17 protein-coding genes are annotated in these 17551 nt (G+C 58.2%); 3 read left to right on the plus strand and 14 right to left on the minus strand.

Annotation, left to right across the window (positions count from 1 at the left end; genetic code table 11):
- Positions 1-3: 3 nt before the first annotated feature.
- Together E308F_RS09605 and E308F_RS09610 are read right to left on the minus strand one after the other, a co-directional pair.
- Positions 4-234 (minus strand): hypothetical protein, encoded by a 231-nt coding sequence (locus tag E308F_RS09605; protein ID WP_141264707.1) that lies wholly within the window; start codon positions 232-234, stop codon positions 4-6.
- A 15-nt stretch (positions 235-249) separates the two neighbouring features.
- A complete protein-coding gene (locus E308F_RS09610; RefSeq protein ID WP_141264708.1) occupies positions 250-543 on the minus strand; it encodes a hypothetical protein in 294 nt (97 codons plus the stop codon).
- Positions 544-679: 136 nt separating this feature from the next.
- On the opposite strand from E308F_RS09610, the gene E308F_RS09615 reads away from it, so the two are divergent.
- The 3 genes from E308F_RS09615 to E308F_RS09625 are packed head-to-tail and all read left to right on the plus strand — an operon-like array spanning position 680 to position 3712.
- Positions 680-1414 carry an AzlC family ABC transporter permease gene (locus E308F_RS09615; protein ID WP_141264709.1) on the plus strand — a complete coding sequence of 245 codons (735 nt, stop codon included), beginning with the start codon at positions 680-682 and terminating at the stop codon, positions 1412-1414.
- Complete coding sequence (locus E308F_RS09620) at positions 1396-1707, plus strand: AzlD domain-containing protein (protein ID WP_141264710.1); 312 nt, start codon at positions 1396-1398, stop codon at positions 1705-1707. The genes E308F_RS09615 and E308F_RS09620 overlap by 19 nt, the downstream gene beginning before the upstream one ends.
- 16 nt (positions 1708-1723) lie before the next feature.
- The gene (locus E308F_RS09625; RefSeq protein ID WP_141264711.1) at positions 1724-3712 is read left to right on the plus strand and encodes a molybdopterin oxidoreductase family protein; all 1989 of its coding nucleotides are present in this window, start codon (positions 1724-1726) and stop codon (positions 3710-3712) included.
- A gap of 200 nt (positions 3713-3912) precedes the next feature.
- Here the strand turns inward: E308F_RS09625 and hemL are convergent, their stop codons facing one another.
- The 12 genes from hemL to E308F_RS09685 form a co-directional block, all read right to left on the minus strand.
- Positions 3913-5211, minus strand: a complete 1299-nt coding sequence (hemL, locus tag E308F_RS09630) for a glutamate-1-semialdehyde 2,1-aminomutase (protein ID WP_141264712.1) — start codon at positions 5209-5211, stop codon at positions 3913-3915.
- A 19-nt stretch (positions 5212-5230) separates the two neighbouring features.
- On the minus strand, positions 5231-5731 hold the full coding sequence (locus E308F_RS09635) for a siroheme decarboxylase subunit beta (protein ID WP_141264713.1): 501 nt from the start codon (positions 5729-5731) through the stop codon (positions 5231-5233).
- 2 nt (positions 5732-5733) lie between these two features.
- Positions 5734-6192, minus strand: a complete 459-nt coding sequence (gene ahbA / locus E308F_RS09640) for a siroheme decarboxylase subunit alpha (protein ID WP_141264714.1) — start codon at positions 6190-6192, stop codon at positions 5734-5736.
- Positions 6185-7186 carry a putative heme d1 biosynthesis radical SAM protein NirJ2 gene (gene nirJ2, locus E308F_RS09645; RefSeq protein WP_141264715.1) on the minus strand — a complete coding sequence of 334 codons (1002 nt, stop codon included), beginning with the start codon at positions 7184-7186 and terminating at the stop codon, positions 6185-6187. The genes ahbA and nirJ2 overlap by 8 nt, the downstream gene beginning before the upstream one ends.
- On the minus strand, positions 7186-8160 hold the full coding sequence (gene hemB / locus E308F_RS09650; RefSeq protein ID WP_141264716.1) for a porphobilinogen synthase: 975 nt from the start codon (positions 8158-8160) through the stop codon (positions 7186-7188). Before hemB ends, nirJ2 begins: the two co-directional genes overlap by 1 nt.
- A gap of 74 nt (positions 8161-8234) precedes the next feature.
- On the minus strand, positions 8235-9407 hold the full coding sequence (locus E308F_RS09655) for a radical SAM/SPASM domain-containing protein (protein ID WP_172613931.1): 1173 nt from the start codon (positions 9405-9407) through the stop codon (positions 8235-8237).
- A complete protein-coding gene (gene cobA / locus E308F_RS09660; RefSeq protein ID WP_141265232.1) occupies positions 9404-10939 on the minus strand; it encodes a uroporphyrinogen-III C-methyltransferase in 1536 nt (511 codons plus the stop codon). Before cobA ends, E308F_RS09655 begins: the two co-directional genes overlap by 4 nt.
- Complete coding sequence (hemC, locus tag E308F_RS09665; protein ID WP_141264718.1) at positions 10926-11867, minus strand: hydroxymethylbilane synthase; 942 nt, start codon at positions 11865-11867, stop codon at positions 10926-10928. Before hemC ends, cobA begins: the two co-directional genes overlap by 14 nt.
- Before the next feature lies 1 nt (position 11868).
- Positions 11869-13194, minus strand: a complete 1326-nt coding sequence (hemA, locus tag E308F_RS09670) for a glutamyl-tRNA reductase (protein WP_141264719.1) — start codon at positions 13192-13194, stop codon at positions 11869-11871.
- Positions 13170-13814 carry a precorrin-2 dehydrogenase/sirohydrochlorin ferrochelatase family protein gene (locus tag E308F_RS09675; RefSeq protein ID WP_141264720.1) on the minus strand — a complete coding sequence of 215 codons (645 nt, stop codon included), beginning with the start codon at positions 13812-13814 and terminating at the stop codon, positions 13170-13172. Before E308F_RS09675 ends, hemA begins: the two co-directional genes overlap by 25 nt.
- Positions 13814-14782 (minus strand): polyprenyl synthetase family protein, encoded by a 969-nt coding sequence (locus tag E308F_RS09680; protein WP_141264721.1) that lies wholly within the window; start codon positions 14780-14782, stop codon positions 13814-13816. Before E308F_RS09680 ends, E308F_RS09675 begins: the two co-directional genes overlap by 1 nt.
- An 81-nt stretch (positions 14783-14863) precedes the next feature.
- The gene (locus E308F_RS09685) at positions 14864-17380 is read right to left on the minus strand and encodes an O-antigen ligase family protein (protein ID WP_141264722.1); all 2517 of its coding nucleotides are present in this window, start codon (positions 17378-17380) and stop codon (positions 14864-14866) included.
- Positions 17381-17551 lie beyond the last annotated feature (171 nt).

The following is a 17551-nucleotide window of genomic DNA, read 5'->3' on the forward strand; positions in this document are numbered from 1 at the left end:
TCTCTATTTATTTCCTTCCTCGGCAAAGCCGCTATAGGGGTCAGAATAGCCTGGCGTACTGCCGTACATCTGTAGTATCTTTTTGATATCATCCATTTCTTTCTTTTCTCGCTCCAGCATACTGTTAATTATTTGCTTGACTCCCTCCGGGGCTGTAGAGGCAATTTCCGGCCAGAGGGTCAGCTCTTCCTCATCGAGGCGCAGGACCTGGCGCAGTTTATCCAGCCAGTGCATAGTACTTTCTCCTTTCTATTTCTTGTCTTCCGCAGGTTTTTCACTGTAAGGGACAGGGTCATCAAAGTAAGGCGGCCGGGGCGGTTTATAGGGTGGCGGGTAAGGCGGTTGATAGGGGGGTTCGTAGGCCATGACATGGGCCAGGTGATGGTTCCAGAACATGGCTTCTTCTACTTCACCCAGGATGTGGTTTAACAGGGTATGCCGGATACCAAAGGAAGGTGCTGAGGCCGCTGCTTCAGCCAGCAGCCTGATTTCTTCTAGGTCGATTTCCAAGGCTCTCCTGGTTTTATGATGAGAACCGTTCATGATATTACTCCTTCCATAAAAAGTATTTTCTATAATAAATTATGCTAACGTTTACCAGGATGTTATTGGCAGCAGGTTTTCTAATTGCACCAGCGGGGGAAGTGTTATAAAATCATTGCGGAGAGGAGATTTATTGATGCAACCTCAAGATGAAGTTTTTCGTAGCCAAGCCGCTGTTCCTGTACCTGTTTCCTCCCTTTTGTGGCAGGGCGTCCGGGCGGCCCTGCCCATCGTCCTCGGCTATTTACCCCTCGGCTTTGCCTACGGTGTCCTGGCCCGGGAGGCGGGCTTTAACCTCTGGGAAACAGTACTCATGTCGGTGCTGCTCTATGCCGGCTCCGGCCAGTTTATTGCCGTCAGCATGTTTGGCAGCGGCGTGGCAGCGGCCGCCATTATTTTCACCGTCTTCCTGGTAAACTTACGCCACCTGCTTTTCAGCGCCTCCCTGGTACCTCATTTGCGGCGTTTTCGGCCGGGGGCCCTGGCCCTGCTGGCAGCGGAAATCACCGATGAGACCTTTGCCGTGGCCATCAATCACTACAGCAACCACGAGGCCCATCTTCCCTATCATTTCGGCCTCAACCTGGCGGCCCATTTTTCCTGGGTGCTGGCTTCGCTGCTGGGCGGGCTGGCGGGTAATTTGATGGGGGACCCGGCCCGCTTCGGCTTCAATTTTGCCCTGCCGGCCATGTTCATCATCCTGCTTGTCATGCAGTTAAAGGATAAGAAGACCATCATAGTTGCTACCCTGGCGGCCTTATTTTCGGTAGTTTTTGCCCTCCTCTGGCCCGGCAGCTGGAACATCATCCTGGCAACGGTCATAGCCGCCACCCTGGGAGTGATCTTAGAGCCATGGACAGGCAAATTTTAATTATTATCCTCGGCACCGCCGTGGTAACCTACTTGCCCCGGATGCTTCCCCTGGTAGTCTTAAGCCGGGTCCGGTTACCGGAGGTTTTTTTACGCTGGTTGAGTTATGTTCCGGCGGCGGTCCTGGCTGCCCTGCTGGTGCCGGGACTACTGTTACCTGATGGCAAGTTATCGTTAGCCGCCAACCCCTACCTGCTGGCGGCTATCCCCACAGGTATCGTAGCCCTGAAGACCCGCAGCATGGCTCTGACCATTTTAACCGGTATGGTAGCAATGGTTCTGATCCAGCAATGAAAGGAAGATTTTAATTATGGCCACCTATCGTTCCGTCTGTCCCCTCGACTGCCCCGATGCCTGCGGCTTGCTCATTGAAGTTAATGAAGGCCGGGCGACTAAAGTCAGCGGCGACCCGGAGCACCCTTACACGAGGGGATATACTTGCGCCAAAATGCGCTATTACCCGGAGCTTATTCACTCTCCGGAACGGGTCCTGACACCTTTAAAGCGGAGCGGCCCTAAGGGAAGCGGCCTTTTTACGCCCATTTCCTGGGCGGAAGCCCTGGAAACTATCGCCAGGCGCTGGCAGGAAATTATAGCTACCTATGGTGCCAAAGCCATTCTCCCTTATTCCTATGCCGGCGTCATGGGGTTGCTTCAGCGCAATGCCGGCCATGCCTTTTTCCACCGTCTGGGAGCTTCCGAACTCCAGCGGACTATCTGCTCACCAGCCGCCGAGGCCGGCTGGCAGCAGGTTCTAGGCCACACCTGGGGTAGCGATCCGGAGACGGTTGTTAACGCGGACCTGGTAATCATTTGGGGCATGAATCCGGCCTCTACCAGCATCCATTTCCTCTCCTTGGTGCAGCAGGCCCGGCAGAAGGGCGCCCGGTTGATTGTTATCGATGCTTACCGTACCCGGACGGCTGCCGTGGCCGATGAGGTCATCCTGGTTCGACCTGGCAGCGATGCCGCCCTGGCTCTGGGCGTCATGCACGTGCTGGTGGCGGAAGGACTGGTCGATAGCGGCTTTATATCCGCCCACGTTTCCGGCTATGAGGAACTTCGCGCTAAAGTCCTGCCCGATTATCCTCCGGAAAAGGTGGCCGCTATCACCGGTGTACCGGCTGCAACGATTATTAACCTGGCCCGGGCCTACGGCCGGGCCAGGGCGCCCTTTATCCGCATCGGCTACGGCTTTTCCCGTCACCGCCAGGGCGGTATGGCCGTCCGGTTCATTGCCTCCCTGCCGGCCCTGGTAGGAGCCTATGCTAAGCCTGGGGGCGGTGCCTTGCAGAGTTCCGGGACCGGCAGCGCTGTCAAGCTGGATGTCCTGACCCGGCCTGACCTGCGGCAGCGGCCGGTGCGGGCTATAAATATGGTCCGGCTGGGCCGGGCTTTAACAGAGGCGCTGGAACCACCGGTGATGAGCCTTTACGTTTATCACGGCAATCCAGCCACAGTGGCTCCCGACCAGAACCGCGTCCTGGCGGGTTTAAGGCGGGAGGATCTCTTTACCGTGGTCCACGAGCGCTTCCTGACAGATACGGCCCTCTACGCCGACATCATCCTGCCGGCCACCTTTTCTATAGAACAGGAAGATCTCTACCGCAGCTACGGCCACTATTACCTCCAGCGCAGCCCGGCGATACTACCACCCCCGGGTGAGGCGAAGAGCAACTGGCAGACCTTTTGCCTCCTGGCCCAAGCCCTGGGCTTTAACGAAGATATTTTCCGGCGCTCCGAGAGGGAAATGGTCGAGCTTTTAATCCAGGAGATTCCCTTGGAACAGGAAGACAGGAAAGCCCTGTTTGCCGGCAGGGCTGTTAAACTAAAGCCGGCGCGGGGATTTGCCACCCCTTCAGGTAAAATCGAACTTATGGCTGCCGGGGCCAAACTACCCGGATACGAGCCGCCGGGCGATCATGAGCTGAACAGACTTTATCCTTTCCATCTCCTCACGGCCCCGGCCCATTTTGCCCTCAACTCCAATTTCGGGCAGCTACCTTCCCTGCGGGAACGGGAAGGGGGCCCTCAGGTCCTCGTCAACCCTGATGACTGCCGTAAAAAAGGCCTGGTGGATGGCACCCTGGCTGAGGTTTATAACCAGCGCGGCTCCTGTCTCCTTAAGGTGCGGGCCAGCAGCGACGTTCCTCCGGGTGTCGCCGTGGCTCCCGGAGTCTGGTGGTGCCGGCATTCCCCCGGCGGACGCAACATTAACAGCGTTATTGGCGACGATTTAACCGACCTGGGTGAAGGCAGCACCTTTTACGACCACCGGGTCGATATCCGGCCGTTATAACTGGTAACCGGTGACAACCCCGAAAAACCGGCAGGGCCTTGAACGTCGTTGCTCAAGGCCCTGCCGGCTCAAGGAGGTCTTTGAAGAAGTGAGTGTGTATTCCTATTATAACCTTCCAGGCTAATAATATACATGGTTACCAAAAATTTTGAGGATGTTCTGGCGTCACCATGGAAAGTTAAAGGTTTATAATCCCATTTTTAGGCCGCGATCTCCCGGAAGGCTTCCCGGGCGGCTTCTATGGTCCGGTCAATATCGGCCTCCGTGTGGGCCAGGGACATGAAGGCGGCTTCAAACTGGGACGGCGCCAGGTAAATCCCCCGGCGTAGCATGGCCTGGAAGTAGGCGGCGAAGGTCTTTGTGTCGCTGGCCGTGGCCGTAGTATAATCGATCACCGGGCCGGGGGTAAAGAAGGCGGTGAACATGGCTCCCACCCGGTTAAAGGTAACGGGTACGCCGGCCTCACCGGCAGCTTCCTTGAGGCCCTTTTCCAGGCGGGCCGAGAGGCTTTCCAGGCGCTCATAGACCCCGGGTTCCTTGAGGACCTTCAAAGTTGTCAGGCCGGCGCTGACGGCCAGGGGGTTGCCGGACAGGGTCCCGGCCTGGTAGACCGGCCCCACCGGAGCCACCATGGCCATAATCTCCCGTCGGCCGCCGTAGGCTCCCACCGGCAGGCCGCCGCCGATGATTTTACCCAGGCAGGTAAGGTCAGGCCGGACGCCAAAGCGGCTCTGGGCACCGCCGTAGGCTACCCGGAAACCGGTCATGACTTCATCAAAAATTAACAGGCTTCCATAGTGTTTTGTTATGGCCCGCAGGCCCTCCAGGAACCCCGGTTGCGGCGGGACACAGCCCATATTGCCGGCCACAGGTTCGACAATGACGGCGGCAATCTCTTCACCAGCCTGCTTAAAGACAGCCTCCACGGCATCCAGATTGTTATAAGGGGCAACGATGGTATTGGCGGCTGTGGCGGCCGGGACGCCGGGGCTGTCGGGGACGCCGAAGGTCAGGGCCCCGGACCCGGCCTGGATCAAAAAGTAATCGGCATGGCCGTGGTAACAACCGGCAAATTTAACGACTTTCTCCCGGCCGGTATAACCGCGGGCCAGGCGGATGGCGCTCATGGTCGCCTCCGTACCCGAATTGACCAGGCGCACCATCTCAATGGAAGGAACGGCGGCGGTGATTTCCCGGGCCAGTTCATTTTCCAGTTCGGTAGGAGCGCCAAAGCTGGTGCCCATGTCATGCAGGGTGTTTTCCAGGGCGGCCATAACCTCCGGGTGGCGGTGACCCAGGATGAGGGGGCCCCAGGAGGCGACATAGTCGATATACCGGTTACCGTCAATGTCATAGATATAGGCTCCTTCGCCTCGCTGGATAAAGGGCGGCGTCAGGCCGACGGCTTTAAAGGCCCGAACGGGGCTGTTCACCCCGCCGGGCATGAGTTTAACAGCCTCGGCGTAGGCAGCTGCTGATCTGGGCCAGGCTTCGATCACCGGGTACTTCCTCCTTTTTCTATTCCCGACACTCGGGGGGTTCCTGAATAAAATACTGCATGCTCTCTTTTTTCAGCTCGGCCGTGCTGAAAATAAGGCGGTAATTATTATGGCCGATGGCCGCCGCCAGGCGGGCCGCCAGTTTCTCGCAGGCCTCCCTGGTGCGGCAGTGAATGACAGCATACAGGTTATAGGGCCATTCGGGATGTTGCCGGCGCTGGTAACAGTGGGTTACTTCCGGGAAAGTGGCCAGTTTTTCCCCTGCCCTTTTTAATTCTTCCGGCGGCAGCTGCCAGACGACCATGGCGTTGGCAGTTATACCGGCTTCCCGGTGGCGCAGGGCGGCACCGAAGCGGCGGATTATACCCTCGGCCTGAAGGCGGCGGATGTGCCCCAGGACTTCAGCTTCGCTGAGGCCCAGCCTTTGAGCCACCGGTAAAAAAGGACGGGAAATTAGGGGGATATCGCCCTGAAGCAGGCGCACCAGTTCCTTTTCCAGGTCGGTTAAAGGACGTGGCAATTTTACGGGCTCCCTTCTTCCAGGTTAAAGTTTACCCGGATCTTGTAAGATTTTTCTGCCGGGAGCTCCAGCACCGGCAGGCCGGTCCTGGCTTCTATACTGGCCATGACCTTTTCCAGCTGGCGGCGGCAGGGGCTGATAAGGGTAAACCACATGTTATAAGCATCTTCCCGCAGGTAATTGTGGGTAACTCCTGGAAAGCTATTAACTACTGCCGCTACTTCCGCCAGGCGCTCTTCAGGGACCTGCATGGCGCAGAGGGTGCTGGTATAACCCAGTCGCCGCAGGTCAAAGACGGCGCCGATGCGGCGAATGATCCCTTCTTCTTTTAATTTAGCCAGGCGTTCCAGGACTTCCTTTTCCGTGAGACCCAAACGCCGGCCCAGTTCGGCGTAGGGCTCTTCCGTCAGGGGGAAATTTTCCTGGATCATATTTAATAAACGGCGGTCAAGGTTATCCAACCTCCATCCCCTTCCGGCCCTGGTAGAGACACCAGGGCTCTTCAGCCATATAGTCGCCGTGGTAATACCAGGCCCGCGCGCGGCAACCGCCGCAGATCTTCTTGTAGCCGCAGCGGCCGCAGCTACCGCCGTAGCTTTCCGTGCGTAAAGTACGGAAAACCTCACTCTCCTGCCAGAGACGGCTAAAGGGCGTTTCCCGGACATTGCCCACGGGCAGATTCAGGTAGGCACAGGGCTGGACGTCTCCCCGGGGACTGACGATGCAGTAGGCAATGCCGGCCAGGCAGCCGCGGCTGTAGCGGACGGGAATTCCCATTTCCCTGGCAATGCGCATAAACTGGGGCGCGCAGGTGGGTTTTAATTCAATATTTACCTGCTGCTGCTTTTGTAAGATGCGCTTTAAGGTTCTCTCATATGCCTCGGCCCGTAAGGATTCCGCTTCGATGCTCGCCGCCCGGCCGGTAGGCACCAGGAAAAAGAAATGGTGAGCCCTCGCGCCAAGATCCACCGCCAGGTCAGTCAGTTTTTCCAGCTCGTCCTGGTTCCAGTCAAAGACGGTGGTATGCACCTGGAAGGACAAACCCGCCTCCCGGCAGGCCGCCATACCGGCCAGGGCTTCCTGCCAGGCCCCATCCTTTTGCCGCAGGCGGTCATGGCGGGCGGGGTCGCAGCTATCCAGGGAAATGCCTATGGCCAGCGCCCCGGCCTTTTTCAATTCCCGGGCCAGGTCAGGGGTGAGCAGGGTGCCGTTGCTCCCCAGGACCGGCCTTAAGCCGCGCGCCGCAGCATAAGCTATCAATTCCAGCAAGTCGGGCCTTAACAGGGGTTCGCCGCCGCTGAAGATCATAATCCGGAAACCGGCTTTAACGGCTTCATCGATTAGATTTTTTGCTTCCGCCGTACTTAATTCATCTTCCGCTTTAGCGCCGGCGTCCCGGTAGCAGTGGTCGCAGTAAAGGTTGCACTGGTTGGTGGTGTTCCATGATAAGAGCATTATTTAAGCCACCTTGCTACATCCAGAGCATAATAGGTGATAATGAGATCGGCACCGGCCCTCTTGATGGCCGTCAGGCTTTCCAGCACGGTTCTTTCCTCGTCCAACCAGCCATTGGCAGCGGCGGCTTTGAGCATGGCATACTCGCCGCTGACCTGGTAGGCTACCAGGGGGGTGTTGAAGGTGTCTTTAACCCGGCGGATGATATCCAGGTACGGGAGGGCCGGTTTGACCATGATCATATCGGCGCCTTCCTGGAGGTCCAGTTCCACTTCCCGCAGGGCTTCGTCGCTGTTGGCCGGGTCCATCTGGTAGCTGCGGCGGTCGCCGAACCGGGGCGCCGAAGCGGCGGCTTCCCGGAAAGGACCGTAGAAAGCCGAAGCGAACTTGGCCGCGTAGGCCAGGATAGGTGTGTGGGTAAAGCCTTCTTTATCCAGAAGGCGGCGGATGGCCCCCACCCGACCGTCCATCATATCCGAGGGAGCTACGATATCGGCCCCGGCCTCCACATGGGAGAGAGCTGTTTTGGCGATAAGCTCTAAGGTAGGATCGTTTAAAACCTGGCCGTCATCCACCAGGCCGCAGTGGCCGTGGCTGGTATACTCGCACAGGCAGACGTCGGTAATGACCAGGAGTTCCGGATAAGCGCCCTTTAAGGCCCGCACGGCTTCCTGGACAATACCCCGGGGGTCATAAGCCCCGGAGCCCATCTCATCTTTTACCGCCGGGATGCCAAAGAGGAGGACGGCCGGGATACCGGCAGCGACTACGCCAGCGGCTTCTTTGACCAGGTTGTCGATGGAAAGCTGGTAAACGCCGGGCATAGAAGGAACCGGGTTTTTTATCCCCTGGCCGTGGATGACGAAAAAGGGATAAATGAGGTCGTTGATGTTAATTTCCGTTTCCCGGACCATGGCCCGCAAGGTTTCATTCTGCCGCAGGCGTCGCGGCCGGCGCACGGGAAAACCGGACATGGCAACTCACCTCCGAAGTGTCAGTAGTATGATCTAGCCTCACTGCCCAGGAGAGGTCCAGTTATAGTTAACTATTATCCTGAGATTTCCGCATCAGTCAAATAGCAGGCAGGGTCGGATTCCCAGAAGTCGCCGGTCAGGCTCTCCGCCCGGGCACGGCAGTTGCCGTTACAGAGGTCCAGCCAGGCGCAAGTTGAACAGCGGCCTTTGAGCAGGGGCTTGCGGTCCCGCAGGGCCTTCAAAAGGGGATGGCTTACATCCGTCCAGATTTCACCAAAGGGCCGTTCCCGGACATTCCCCAGGGTGTGGTGCGTGGTAAACTGGTCGGGGTGGACGTTACCGGCCCAGTCGACGGCACCGATGGCGATGCCGCTGCGGTTACCCCCGTTCAGGCGCAATAACTCAAGGACGGCCGCCGCCCGCTCCGGGTCCTGGCGCCGCAGTTTTAAATAAAGGTAAACGCCGTCGGCATGGTTATCGACGGTTAAGATTTCTACTTCCCGGCCCTGTTCCTTCAGGCGCTGGGTTGCTTCGATAAGCAAATCCATGGCAGCGCGGCTTTCTTCGTGGCTCAGGTCTTCCCCGGCAAGCTCACTGCCCCGGCCGCTGTAAACCAGGTGATAAAAACAGGCCCGGGGAATGTTCTCTTCCCGGATGAGGTAAAATATTTCTTCCAGCTGGTCAACGTTGAGCCGGCTGATGGTAAAGCGCAGGCCCACCCGCTGGTCGACAGCCAGGCAATTACGGATACCTTCCAGGGCCGCCGCAAAGGCTCCTTTTTGCCCCCGGAAGGCATCATGCCTCTCCTCCACGCCGTCCAGGCTGATTCCTACATAGCTGATACCGATCTTCTTCAACTCCCTGGCGGTGCTGCGGTCAATGAGGGTACCGTTGGTGGACAGGGTAACCCGCAGGCCTTTCTTAACAGCAGCGGCCATGAGATCAAAGATATCCTGCCGCACCAGGGGTTCACCTCCGGACAGGAGAAGGACAGGCACGCGGAAGGCCGCCAGCTGCTCCAAAAAATCCCGGGCGGCCAGGGTATCCATCTCCTCCCCGCCCGCGACAGGTCCGGCTGCGGCATAGCAATGGCGGCACTTCAGGTTGCAGGCCCGGGTGCAGTTCCAGACCACTACCGGCCCGCTGTCCCGGCGCGCCCCTGCTGCCGCTCCAAAGGCGGCCTGGCTGTAGCGCAACGTATCACCGAAATAACTATCGTTAAAAAGCAGTTTGGTAAGGCTGATCAGTTCTCCTCACCTGCCTTCCGGCCGGCGTAATAGTCCACCATGGCCTGGATCAGGCCTGCTTCCGTATATTCCCCGGCCGTAGCTGTTACCGATAGCCCCGCTTCCCTGGCTGTAGCCGCTGTAATGGGCCCGAGGCAAAAAACGTCGACGCCCTCCATCAAGACGTTAGCTTTATCCCCCAGTAGTTCAAGGAAAGATTTAACTGTTGAGGAACTGGTAAAAGTAACGGCCGCTACTTTCCCGGCAGCCAGCAGTTCCCGCAAAATGTCAGCTTCGCTCGCCATTTTAACCGTACGGTAAATAGCTACCTCCGTCACTTCTGCCCCCTGACGGCGGAGATCTTCAGCCAGGAAGGGACGGGCAATATCGGCTCGCGGCAGGAGCACGCGCCGGCCGTTAAGTAATGGTCCCAGCCCGGCAGCCACCGCTTCGGCCACATATTCCCCCGGCTGCCAGTCGGGGTTTAAACCCCGCTCTTGCAGGGTCCTGGCCGTCGCCGGGCCGATGGCGGCGATTTTTATCCCGGCCAGGATGCGGATGTCAAGCTGCCTTTCCTGCAAACGCCGGCAAAAATAACGAACTCCGTTGGCACTGGTAAAGATTATCCACTCGAAATCTTTAATCCTGGCCAGGGCGGCATCTACAGGACCCCAGTCGATTGGCGGCCGGATTTCAATGGCCGGGAAGACCAGTACTTCGGCCCCCAGTTCGGCCAGCCGCCGGGCCATTGCTTCTGCCTGGGCCCGGGGACGGGTAATTACTACTCGCCGGCCGAAGAGGGGTTTACCTTCCAGCCAGGCCAGGGTAGAGCGCAAGGTGACCACCTGGCCGACGACGATAATGGCCGGGTTGCTGAAGCCGGCCTCCTGGGCTCTGGCCTCAATATCGGCCAGGGTACCGGTCAGGGTCTCCTGCTCGGCCCTGGTTCCCCAGCGGATGAGGGCCACCGGGGTGGATGGATCACGGCCACATGCCAGCAGCCGGCTGACAATGGTGGCCAGGTTGGCCATGCCCATGAGGAATACCAGAGTATCGACGGCCCCGGCCAGTCCTTCCCAGTTTATGGCATGACTTTCTTTTCCCGGGTCCTCATTGCCGGTAATGAAGGCCACCGTTGAAGCCAAGCCGCGGTGGGTCACCGGGATGCCGGCGTAGGCCGGTACGGCGATGGCCGCCGTGACGCCGGGTACGACTTCAAAGGGTATGCCGGCGGCCTTGAGGGCCAGGGCTTCTTCCCCGCCGCGGCCAAAGACAAAGGGATCACCCCCTTTTAAGCGCACCACCTGCTTACCCTGCCGGGCAAGATCTACCAGGAGTTCGTTGATTTCTTGCTGAGGCAGGGCATGGCGGTGGGGGGCTTTGCCGACGTAGATTTTTTCGGTGCCTTCCGGTGCATAATCCAGGAGGCCCGGGTTGATCAGGCGGTCATAGACCACCACGTCGGCCCGGGCCAGGCATTCCTGCCCCTTGATAGTTAATAAACCGGCGTCACCGGGGCCGGCACCGACCAGATATACCTTACCTGTGGGAATTGCCACTCTTCAGTCTTACCTCCTGTAAAATGGCCCCCGCGCCCCGGGCCAGTAATTTCCGGGCCAGTTCCTGCCCGGCGGCCTCCGGGTTGGCCGTGCTCCCGGAAGTAAAATCCCTTAACACCTGTCTGCCGTCCAGGCTGGCCACCATACCCCTGAGGACCAGGGCTTCCCCTTCCACGATAGCCAGGGCGCCTATGGGAACCTGGCAGCCTCCTTCCAGGGCGCGTAAATATGCCCTTTCGGCTCGCACGGCCGCTGCCGTGGGCGGATGGTTGATGGCGGCCACCAGCTGCGCGATTTGCTCATCCTCGGCCCGGATCTCGACGGCGATGGCCCCCTGCCCTACAGCCGGCAGGCAGATGTTATAGGGGATGGGTTCCCCCAGCAGGCGACCATGGTTTAACCTTTTCACCCCAGCGGCGGCCAGGACGATGGCCTCCAGCCCTTCCCGTTCCATTTTTGCCAGGCGGGTAGGGACATTCCCCCGCAGGTCCACCAGTTCCAGGTCGGGGCGGACATGGGCCAGCTGGGCCTTGCGCCTCAGGCTACTCGTTCCCACCCGGGCCCTGACCGGTAGAGTCGCCAGGGTATAGCCCGCCGGGGAGATGAGGACATCAGCCGGGTCTTCCCGTGGCCCCACGGCGCCGATAATCAGGCCTTCCGGCAAGCTGGTCGGCATATCCTTCATGCTGTGGACGGCCATATCGATAGCCCCGTCCAGAAGGGCCAGTTCCAGTTCCTTGGTAAAAAGGCCCTTATCGCCAATCCGCGCCAGGGCCACATCGAGGATCTTATCGCCCCTGGTTTTAAAGGTAACCAGGCGGCAGGTCAGATCCGGCCAGGCTTTTTCCAGGGCCTCAATGATCCAGCGAGCCTGCCAGCGGGCCAGTTCACTGTCCCTGGAGCCCACCTTTACTTCCCGCATTTTATTTACTTCCTCCTTCTACTACCGCCGTTTCTTTCCGGGACCTGGCCTCTTCCACAGGCAGGTTAAAAAGTTCGTGCAGGGCTTCGGCATATAAATGGCCCCGCGGTGTAAGGGCGGCCTTTTTTAAGTTTACGACAGCGTCGTGAAGGAGCTGGTTGACTATGGTGTTGGCCAGGGAGCCAATTATTTTTTTCTGCCTTGGTGTCAATTCTCCCAGCCGGTTGCAGGCCCGCTCCAATTCCTCCTTTTTAATGGCTTCCGCTTTTTCCTTTAAAGCAATAATGGTCGGCACCACATACAGGGAGCCCAGCCAGCGGAAAAAAGCATCGATTTCCTCAGTAATGATACCTTCCGCCTGCCGGGCGGCATGCTGCCGTTCCTCCAGATTGGCCAGGACCACCTGTTGCAGGTCGTCGATATCATACAGTTTCACCCCTGGCAGATCGCCGGCAGAGGGCTCAATATCCCGGGGCACGGCAATGTCAATGAGCATCAGGGGACTGTCCGGCCGCGCCGCCCGCGCCCGGGCCCGGGCTATCTGTTCCCGGTGAAGAATATAGTGGCTGGCCGCCGTACAGCTGATTACGATATCGGCCCGGGATAAGTAATCCTCCAGGGCGTCCAGGCGCACCGCCCGGCCGCCAATTTTAGCGGCCAGCTCTAAGGCCCGGTCATATGAACGATTGGAAACCAAGACTGTGGTCACGCCTTTATCTTTCAGGTAACGGGCGGCCAGGGTACTCATTTTACCTGCCCCGATTACCAGAACGGTCCGCCCCCGGAGGTTACCGTGAAAGACCTGGCGGGCCAGTTCTACAGCAGCGTAGCTGATGGATACCGTATTGCGGTCGATGCGTGTTTCCGTTCTTACCCTCTTGCCGACGGTAATGGCCTGCTGCCACAGGGTGTTGAGGATGTTATTAGTTGTTCCTGTTCCCCGGGCGATCTCGTAAGCTTCGGCCACCTGGGCCAAAACCTGGTCTTCGCCGAGAATCATGGAATCCAGCCCGCCAGCCACCCGAAACAGGTGGCGGACGGTATGGCGCGTATTCAGGGTGTAAAGATAGCCTTCTAGTTTTTTCAGGTCCATCCGCCAGGACTGGCCAAGGAAATTTTTACCTGCCCTGATCCCGGTTTCCTCCTGCTGGCAGGCCACATATATTTCCGTCCGGTTGCAGGTACTTAAAATCACGCAACCCTCAACGCCGGCCTCGGCTCGTAGCTGTTTCAGAGCCCCCGGCAAACTGTGGCGGGCAAAAGCAAGTTGTTCCCGGATTTCTACCGGCGCCGTGCGATGATTTAAACCGACGGCAACGACAAACACTGCTTCACCCGCTCCTTTGCTAAATCTTCTTTGCCCCGGGCTACCAGGCGAAATAATATCTCATCCCCGGCCAGCCGCCGCATAACTTCTTCCCGGCGTTTCTGGTCATGGGGCCAGGCCTTTTTAAGAAAAGGACGCAATTCTCCTAAAAAATTCAACCAGGGGCCGTATTCCGGTCCAATTTCAGCCTCCAGCTGTTTACGTAACTGGCTGGCCAGGGCCGGGCTTTTCCCTGCGGTAGTGATGGCTATTTGTAGATCCCCGCGCCTGACGATCGAAGGTACTATAAAGGTACACTTTTCCGGCGCATCGGCGACATTAACCCAGATACCGGCCTGCTGGCAGTCGGCAGCCACGCGGGCATTAAGTCCGGCGTCACCGGTGACGGCAAAAACCAGAGTCATCCCCCTGATATCGCCGGGCTGGTACTCACGCCGCCACCATACCAGCTGCCTGGCCAGGGCCAGGTCAGCCAGGACGCGCGTGACCTCTGGGCTTACAAGGGTAACCCTGGCACCTGCTTCCAGCAAATTTAAAATCTTACGCTCACCGACCTGCCCGCCGCCGACTACCAGGCAGGGACGGTTCGTTAACTCTACAGCAATAGAATAAAAGCCCATTATATACCACGCGTCCTTACAAAGTGCGTCAGGCCCATTAAAGTCTCCCGCGCCCGCCCTTCCGGCAGGAAAAGGGCGTGCTGCCTGGCCCGGGCCAGGTACCGCTCGGCCAGCCCCAGGGCATAATCAATACCACCACAATTTTTAATGAGGTCAATGACTTCTTGAATTTCCATAGCAGTTTTATCCCTTTTGGCCAGCAGGCAAACTAACTTTTGCTTTTTGGGAGAGAAGCGTATAGCATAGATGGCCGGCAGAGTAATAACTCCCTGGCGCAAATCGCTTCCTATAGGCTTACCCAGGCGTTCCGGGTCGGCCACCATATCCAAGACGTCATCGGTGATCTGGAAGGCCATCCCCAGGTTGCGGCCATAATGGTACAGGTGGCGGATAAAATCCTCCCTGGCCCCGGCAGCTATGGCCCCCAGCTGGCAGCTGGCGGCAATAAGCAAGGCCGTCTTGCGGTAAATACGTCTCAGGTAGTCACGCAAGGTAACCTCCAGGTCAAAGGCGCCGGCCAGCTGGTGCAGTTCCCCCTGGACCATCTTGACGCTGGTGGAAGCCAGGATCGAAGGGATACGGGGATCGTCATAGGTGGCCACCAGGAGCAGGGACCGGGCAAAAAGGTAATCCCCCGTATGCAAAGAAAGCTCCTGGCCCCAGCGGGCCCACACCGTCGGCCGCCCCCGCCGGATTGGCGAGGCATCGATAACATCGTCATGAACCAGGGTGGCCATATGAATCATTTCCAGGGCCACGGCCAGGGGCAGGACCCGTTCCAGGGGGGCACCGCAGCATTTGGCTGCCAGGATGGCAAAGGCTGGGCGCAATCTTTTTCCCCCCGCCTGGACCAGGTGCCGGGCTGCCTGGCTTAAAACCGGGTCGGGAGCATCCACCTGGCGCAATAATTCAGCCTCTACCTCTTGTAAATCAGCTTGTACCTCCTGCCAGAGGGGTAACTCTTTCATAATTACATTATACCACCTGTAACTTTTCTTGCCGAGTATTTTTCCTCCATACCAGATACTTACCCTTTAGAATATATCGTCCTATTTGGCAAGAACCGGCAGGTTTTTAAACTGGTCGAATTGTTTAGCCAGGCCGGCATTGGCCTTCTCTACCTGAGCCAGGAGCTGGTTGGCCCGGCCGGTATCTCCCTGGTGATAGGCGAGTATTGCCTGCCAGAGCTGGGCTTCAGCCTTTATTTTTGCATCTTTGGCTGCGGCGTTAAGATTGGTTGCTGCTTCCCTTTCCTGGCCCAAGAAATACTGGCCAATGGCTGCCCGGAGCTGGATGGCCGGGGTCAAAGCTACCCCGCCGTGCTGGTGCAGGTCTTTGAATTCTCCCAGGCTATCCACTTTTTCCTTCACGGCTGCCGGTAGGGCCGCTGCCTGCTGGAACATCAGCCGCGCCTTATCCTGCTGGCCGGCCCGAAGATAATTAATGCCAGCAGCAGTATAAGCTTGCCCCAGATTTTCCCAGCTGGCGCCCACCCAGGGAGCAACCTGCCGGGCGCGTTCCATGACCGCCAGGGCCTGCTCTACCTCACCATTCTGCCAGTAGACTTCGGCCAGGCGGTTTAAGACCGCCAGGTTATAGGGCTCTTTATTGCTGGCAGCCAGGGCCAGGGCCAGGGCTTCCTTAGTTTTCCCTTCCTTCAGGTAAATACCGGCAAGGTCACTGTTGTAGGCCGCCGTAAAGGGGTCATAACGGCTGGCTTCTTCCAGGTAAGCGGCCGTAGCCCGGAGGTTGTTGCGCTGCAGGGCAGTAGCCGCCTGGCGGGCGCTGGATACCCCGGCCAGGTAAGAAACGCTGAAAAGGACGATGACCAGGGTTGCCAGAGCCGCTCCTGTAACGCAGGCCCCCTGCTTATTTTTAAATACTGCCGCGGTCAGGGCCGGCTCCGGTCCCAGGCGCTGTCCTTCTATCCCCCTGGTCAGGCCGAAGCAGGCCCAGAGCATCATGGATACGGCTCCCAGGGCCAGGTCGAAATCAATGGCAGCATGCAGGCCGAGGTTCAAGGCAGCCATACCTATAGCCAGGGCCTGGAGGCGTTCTGTACCGCGGTAAGAACGGTAGTTACCCAGGGCAGTCAGCAGGAAAAACAGCCATACAATACCCAGTACAGCGATGCCCACCAGCCCGGTTTCTACGGCTACCTGGGCGTAATCGTTGTGCACCTGAGTGGAATTATAAAAGTAACTCTGGTACTGGCGGTAGGCTGCTTCCCAGCCACCACCGCCAAAGCCGAGGATGGGGCGTTCCCGGACCATCTTTAGCGCATCCTTCGTCCAGATCAGCCGTTCCCGGCTGCTCTTGGTCTCCAGGTTGATGTCCTGGAGGCGGGCCATAACCTGGGGCGGCAGGATGCGGGCCAGGAGACTGGCTGGTTGCCTGCCCCCTGCTACCGGAGTCACCGCCAGCTGGTGCTGGACCAGGAAAATACCGCCGCCAATGAGAAGGACCAGGGCGGCCACCACGGCTGCCATGCGCGCCCTGGGGGTCCGCAGGCTCCAGCCGGCTCCCTGGATAATTAGCTGGCCGGCAAGGGCCACCAGTAAGCCCAGGGCAAACCAGCTCCAGGCCGGGCCATAGGCTTTGGCTACAGCCAGGGGAATAAACCGGGCATTGCCTACCAGGGCGGCGGCGCCGCTGGTCACCAGGTGGGCCAGGGTATTCAGGCGGTAGCCTTTTGGCGCCAGCAGCCAGTAGAGGAAGATAACCAGGGGGAAAACGAGGTAAGCGCCCCGGGAGCCTGTCCCCAGGAAAACCATGAGCAACAGGTAGTTGGCCGCTGCGTATAAATACCGCTGGCGACTGCCGGATTGGGCCCAGAGGTAAAAACCGATGATACTACCGGCACCGACGTAACTGGCCAGGGCATTGGGGTACTGTAAAGTGGAGTAGAAACGCCCGCCCACGAAACCATCTTTAATATAAACAAGCTCCGTAGCCGTAAGCAAAGCCGCCAGAGCGGCTCCAACTGCGGCCAGGTAAAGGGCATGGAGCAGATAGAGGGTACGGCGCTGGCCGCCAAGGCGGGAAGTCAGCCAGAAGGTTAAAAAGTAAAGGAGGACCTTAGCTACTTCAGCTACGGCCAGGCTGCGACTGGCCGGCTTGATGGCGGCCAGGATATAAACTACTACCAGGGCCGCGGCTGCAAAATCCAGGGGCCGGTTAAGGAAGGATACTTCCCGGCGGGACAACTTCCACAGGTAAGTAAGGAAAAACAGGACGGCGGCAAACAGTAAGGTCCAGCGCTGCTCTACCGGGAAAAAGAGGCCACGAAAAAAAGGCGGGTAAAAGAGGAGCAACAACAGGCCGGCAAAGGCCAGAAGAAATAAAGTCTGGTTGCCCCCGGCCGGCCAGAAGGGCTCCCCGCTGCTGTTTTTTTCCCTGGCGCGGCGCCATGGGGTTACTCGCGTATTAGTATCAGGGTTATTTTCAGCGTTATTTACCGTTTGATTTTTTCCGCCTTTAATGGCACTTGTTAAGGGGATTACTTTGCCTTTTCTATGTGCTTTTTTTATATATGCTGCCCCTGTCTTTCTTTTACTCCGTGCCATGGCCAGACCCCTTTCAAGTCATGTCTACCTAAATTCATTCGCCGCTTCCCTATCCTTTTCCTGCTAAAATAAAAAGATAGCCGCGCAAGCGAAAATGCCGGGTATCGTAACTCTATCACAAGGCTTTGGCGCGATCTTTTTGACGATAAGGTCTTAAGGTGTTATCCTAAA

This window comes from Moorella sp. E308F (assembly GCF_006538365.1).
In the GTDB taxonomy this organism is placed as follows: domain Bacteria; phylum Bacillota; class DSM-521; order Neomoorellales; family Neomoorellaceae; genus Neomoorella.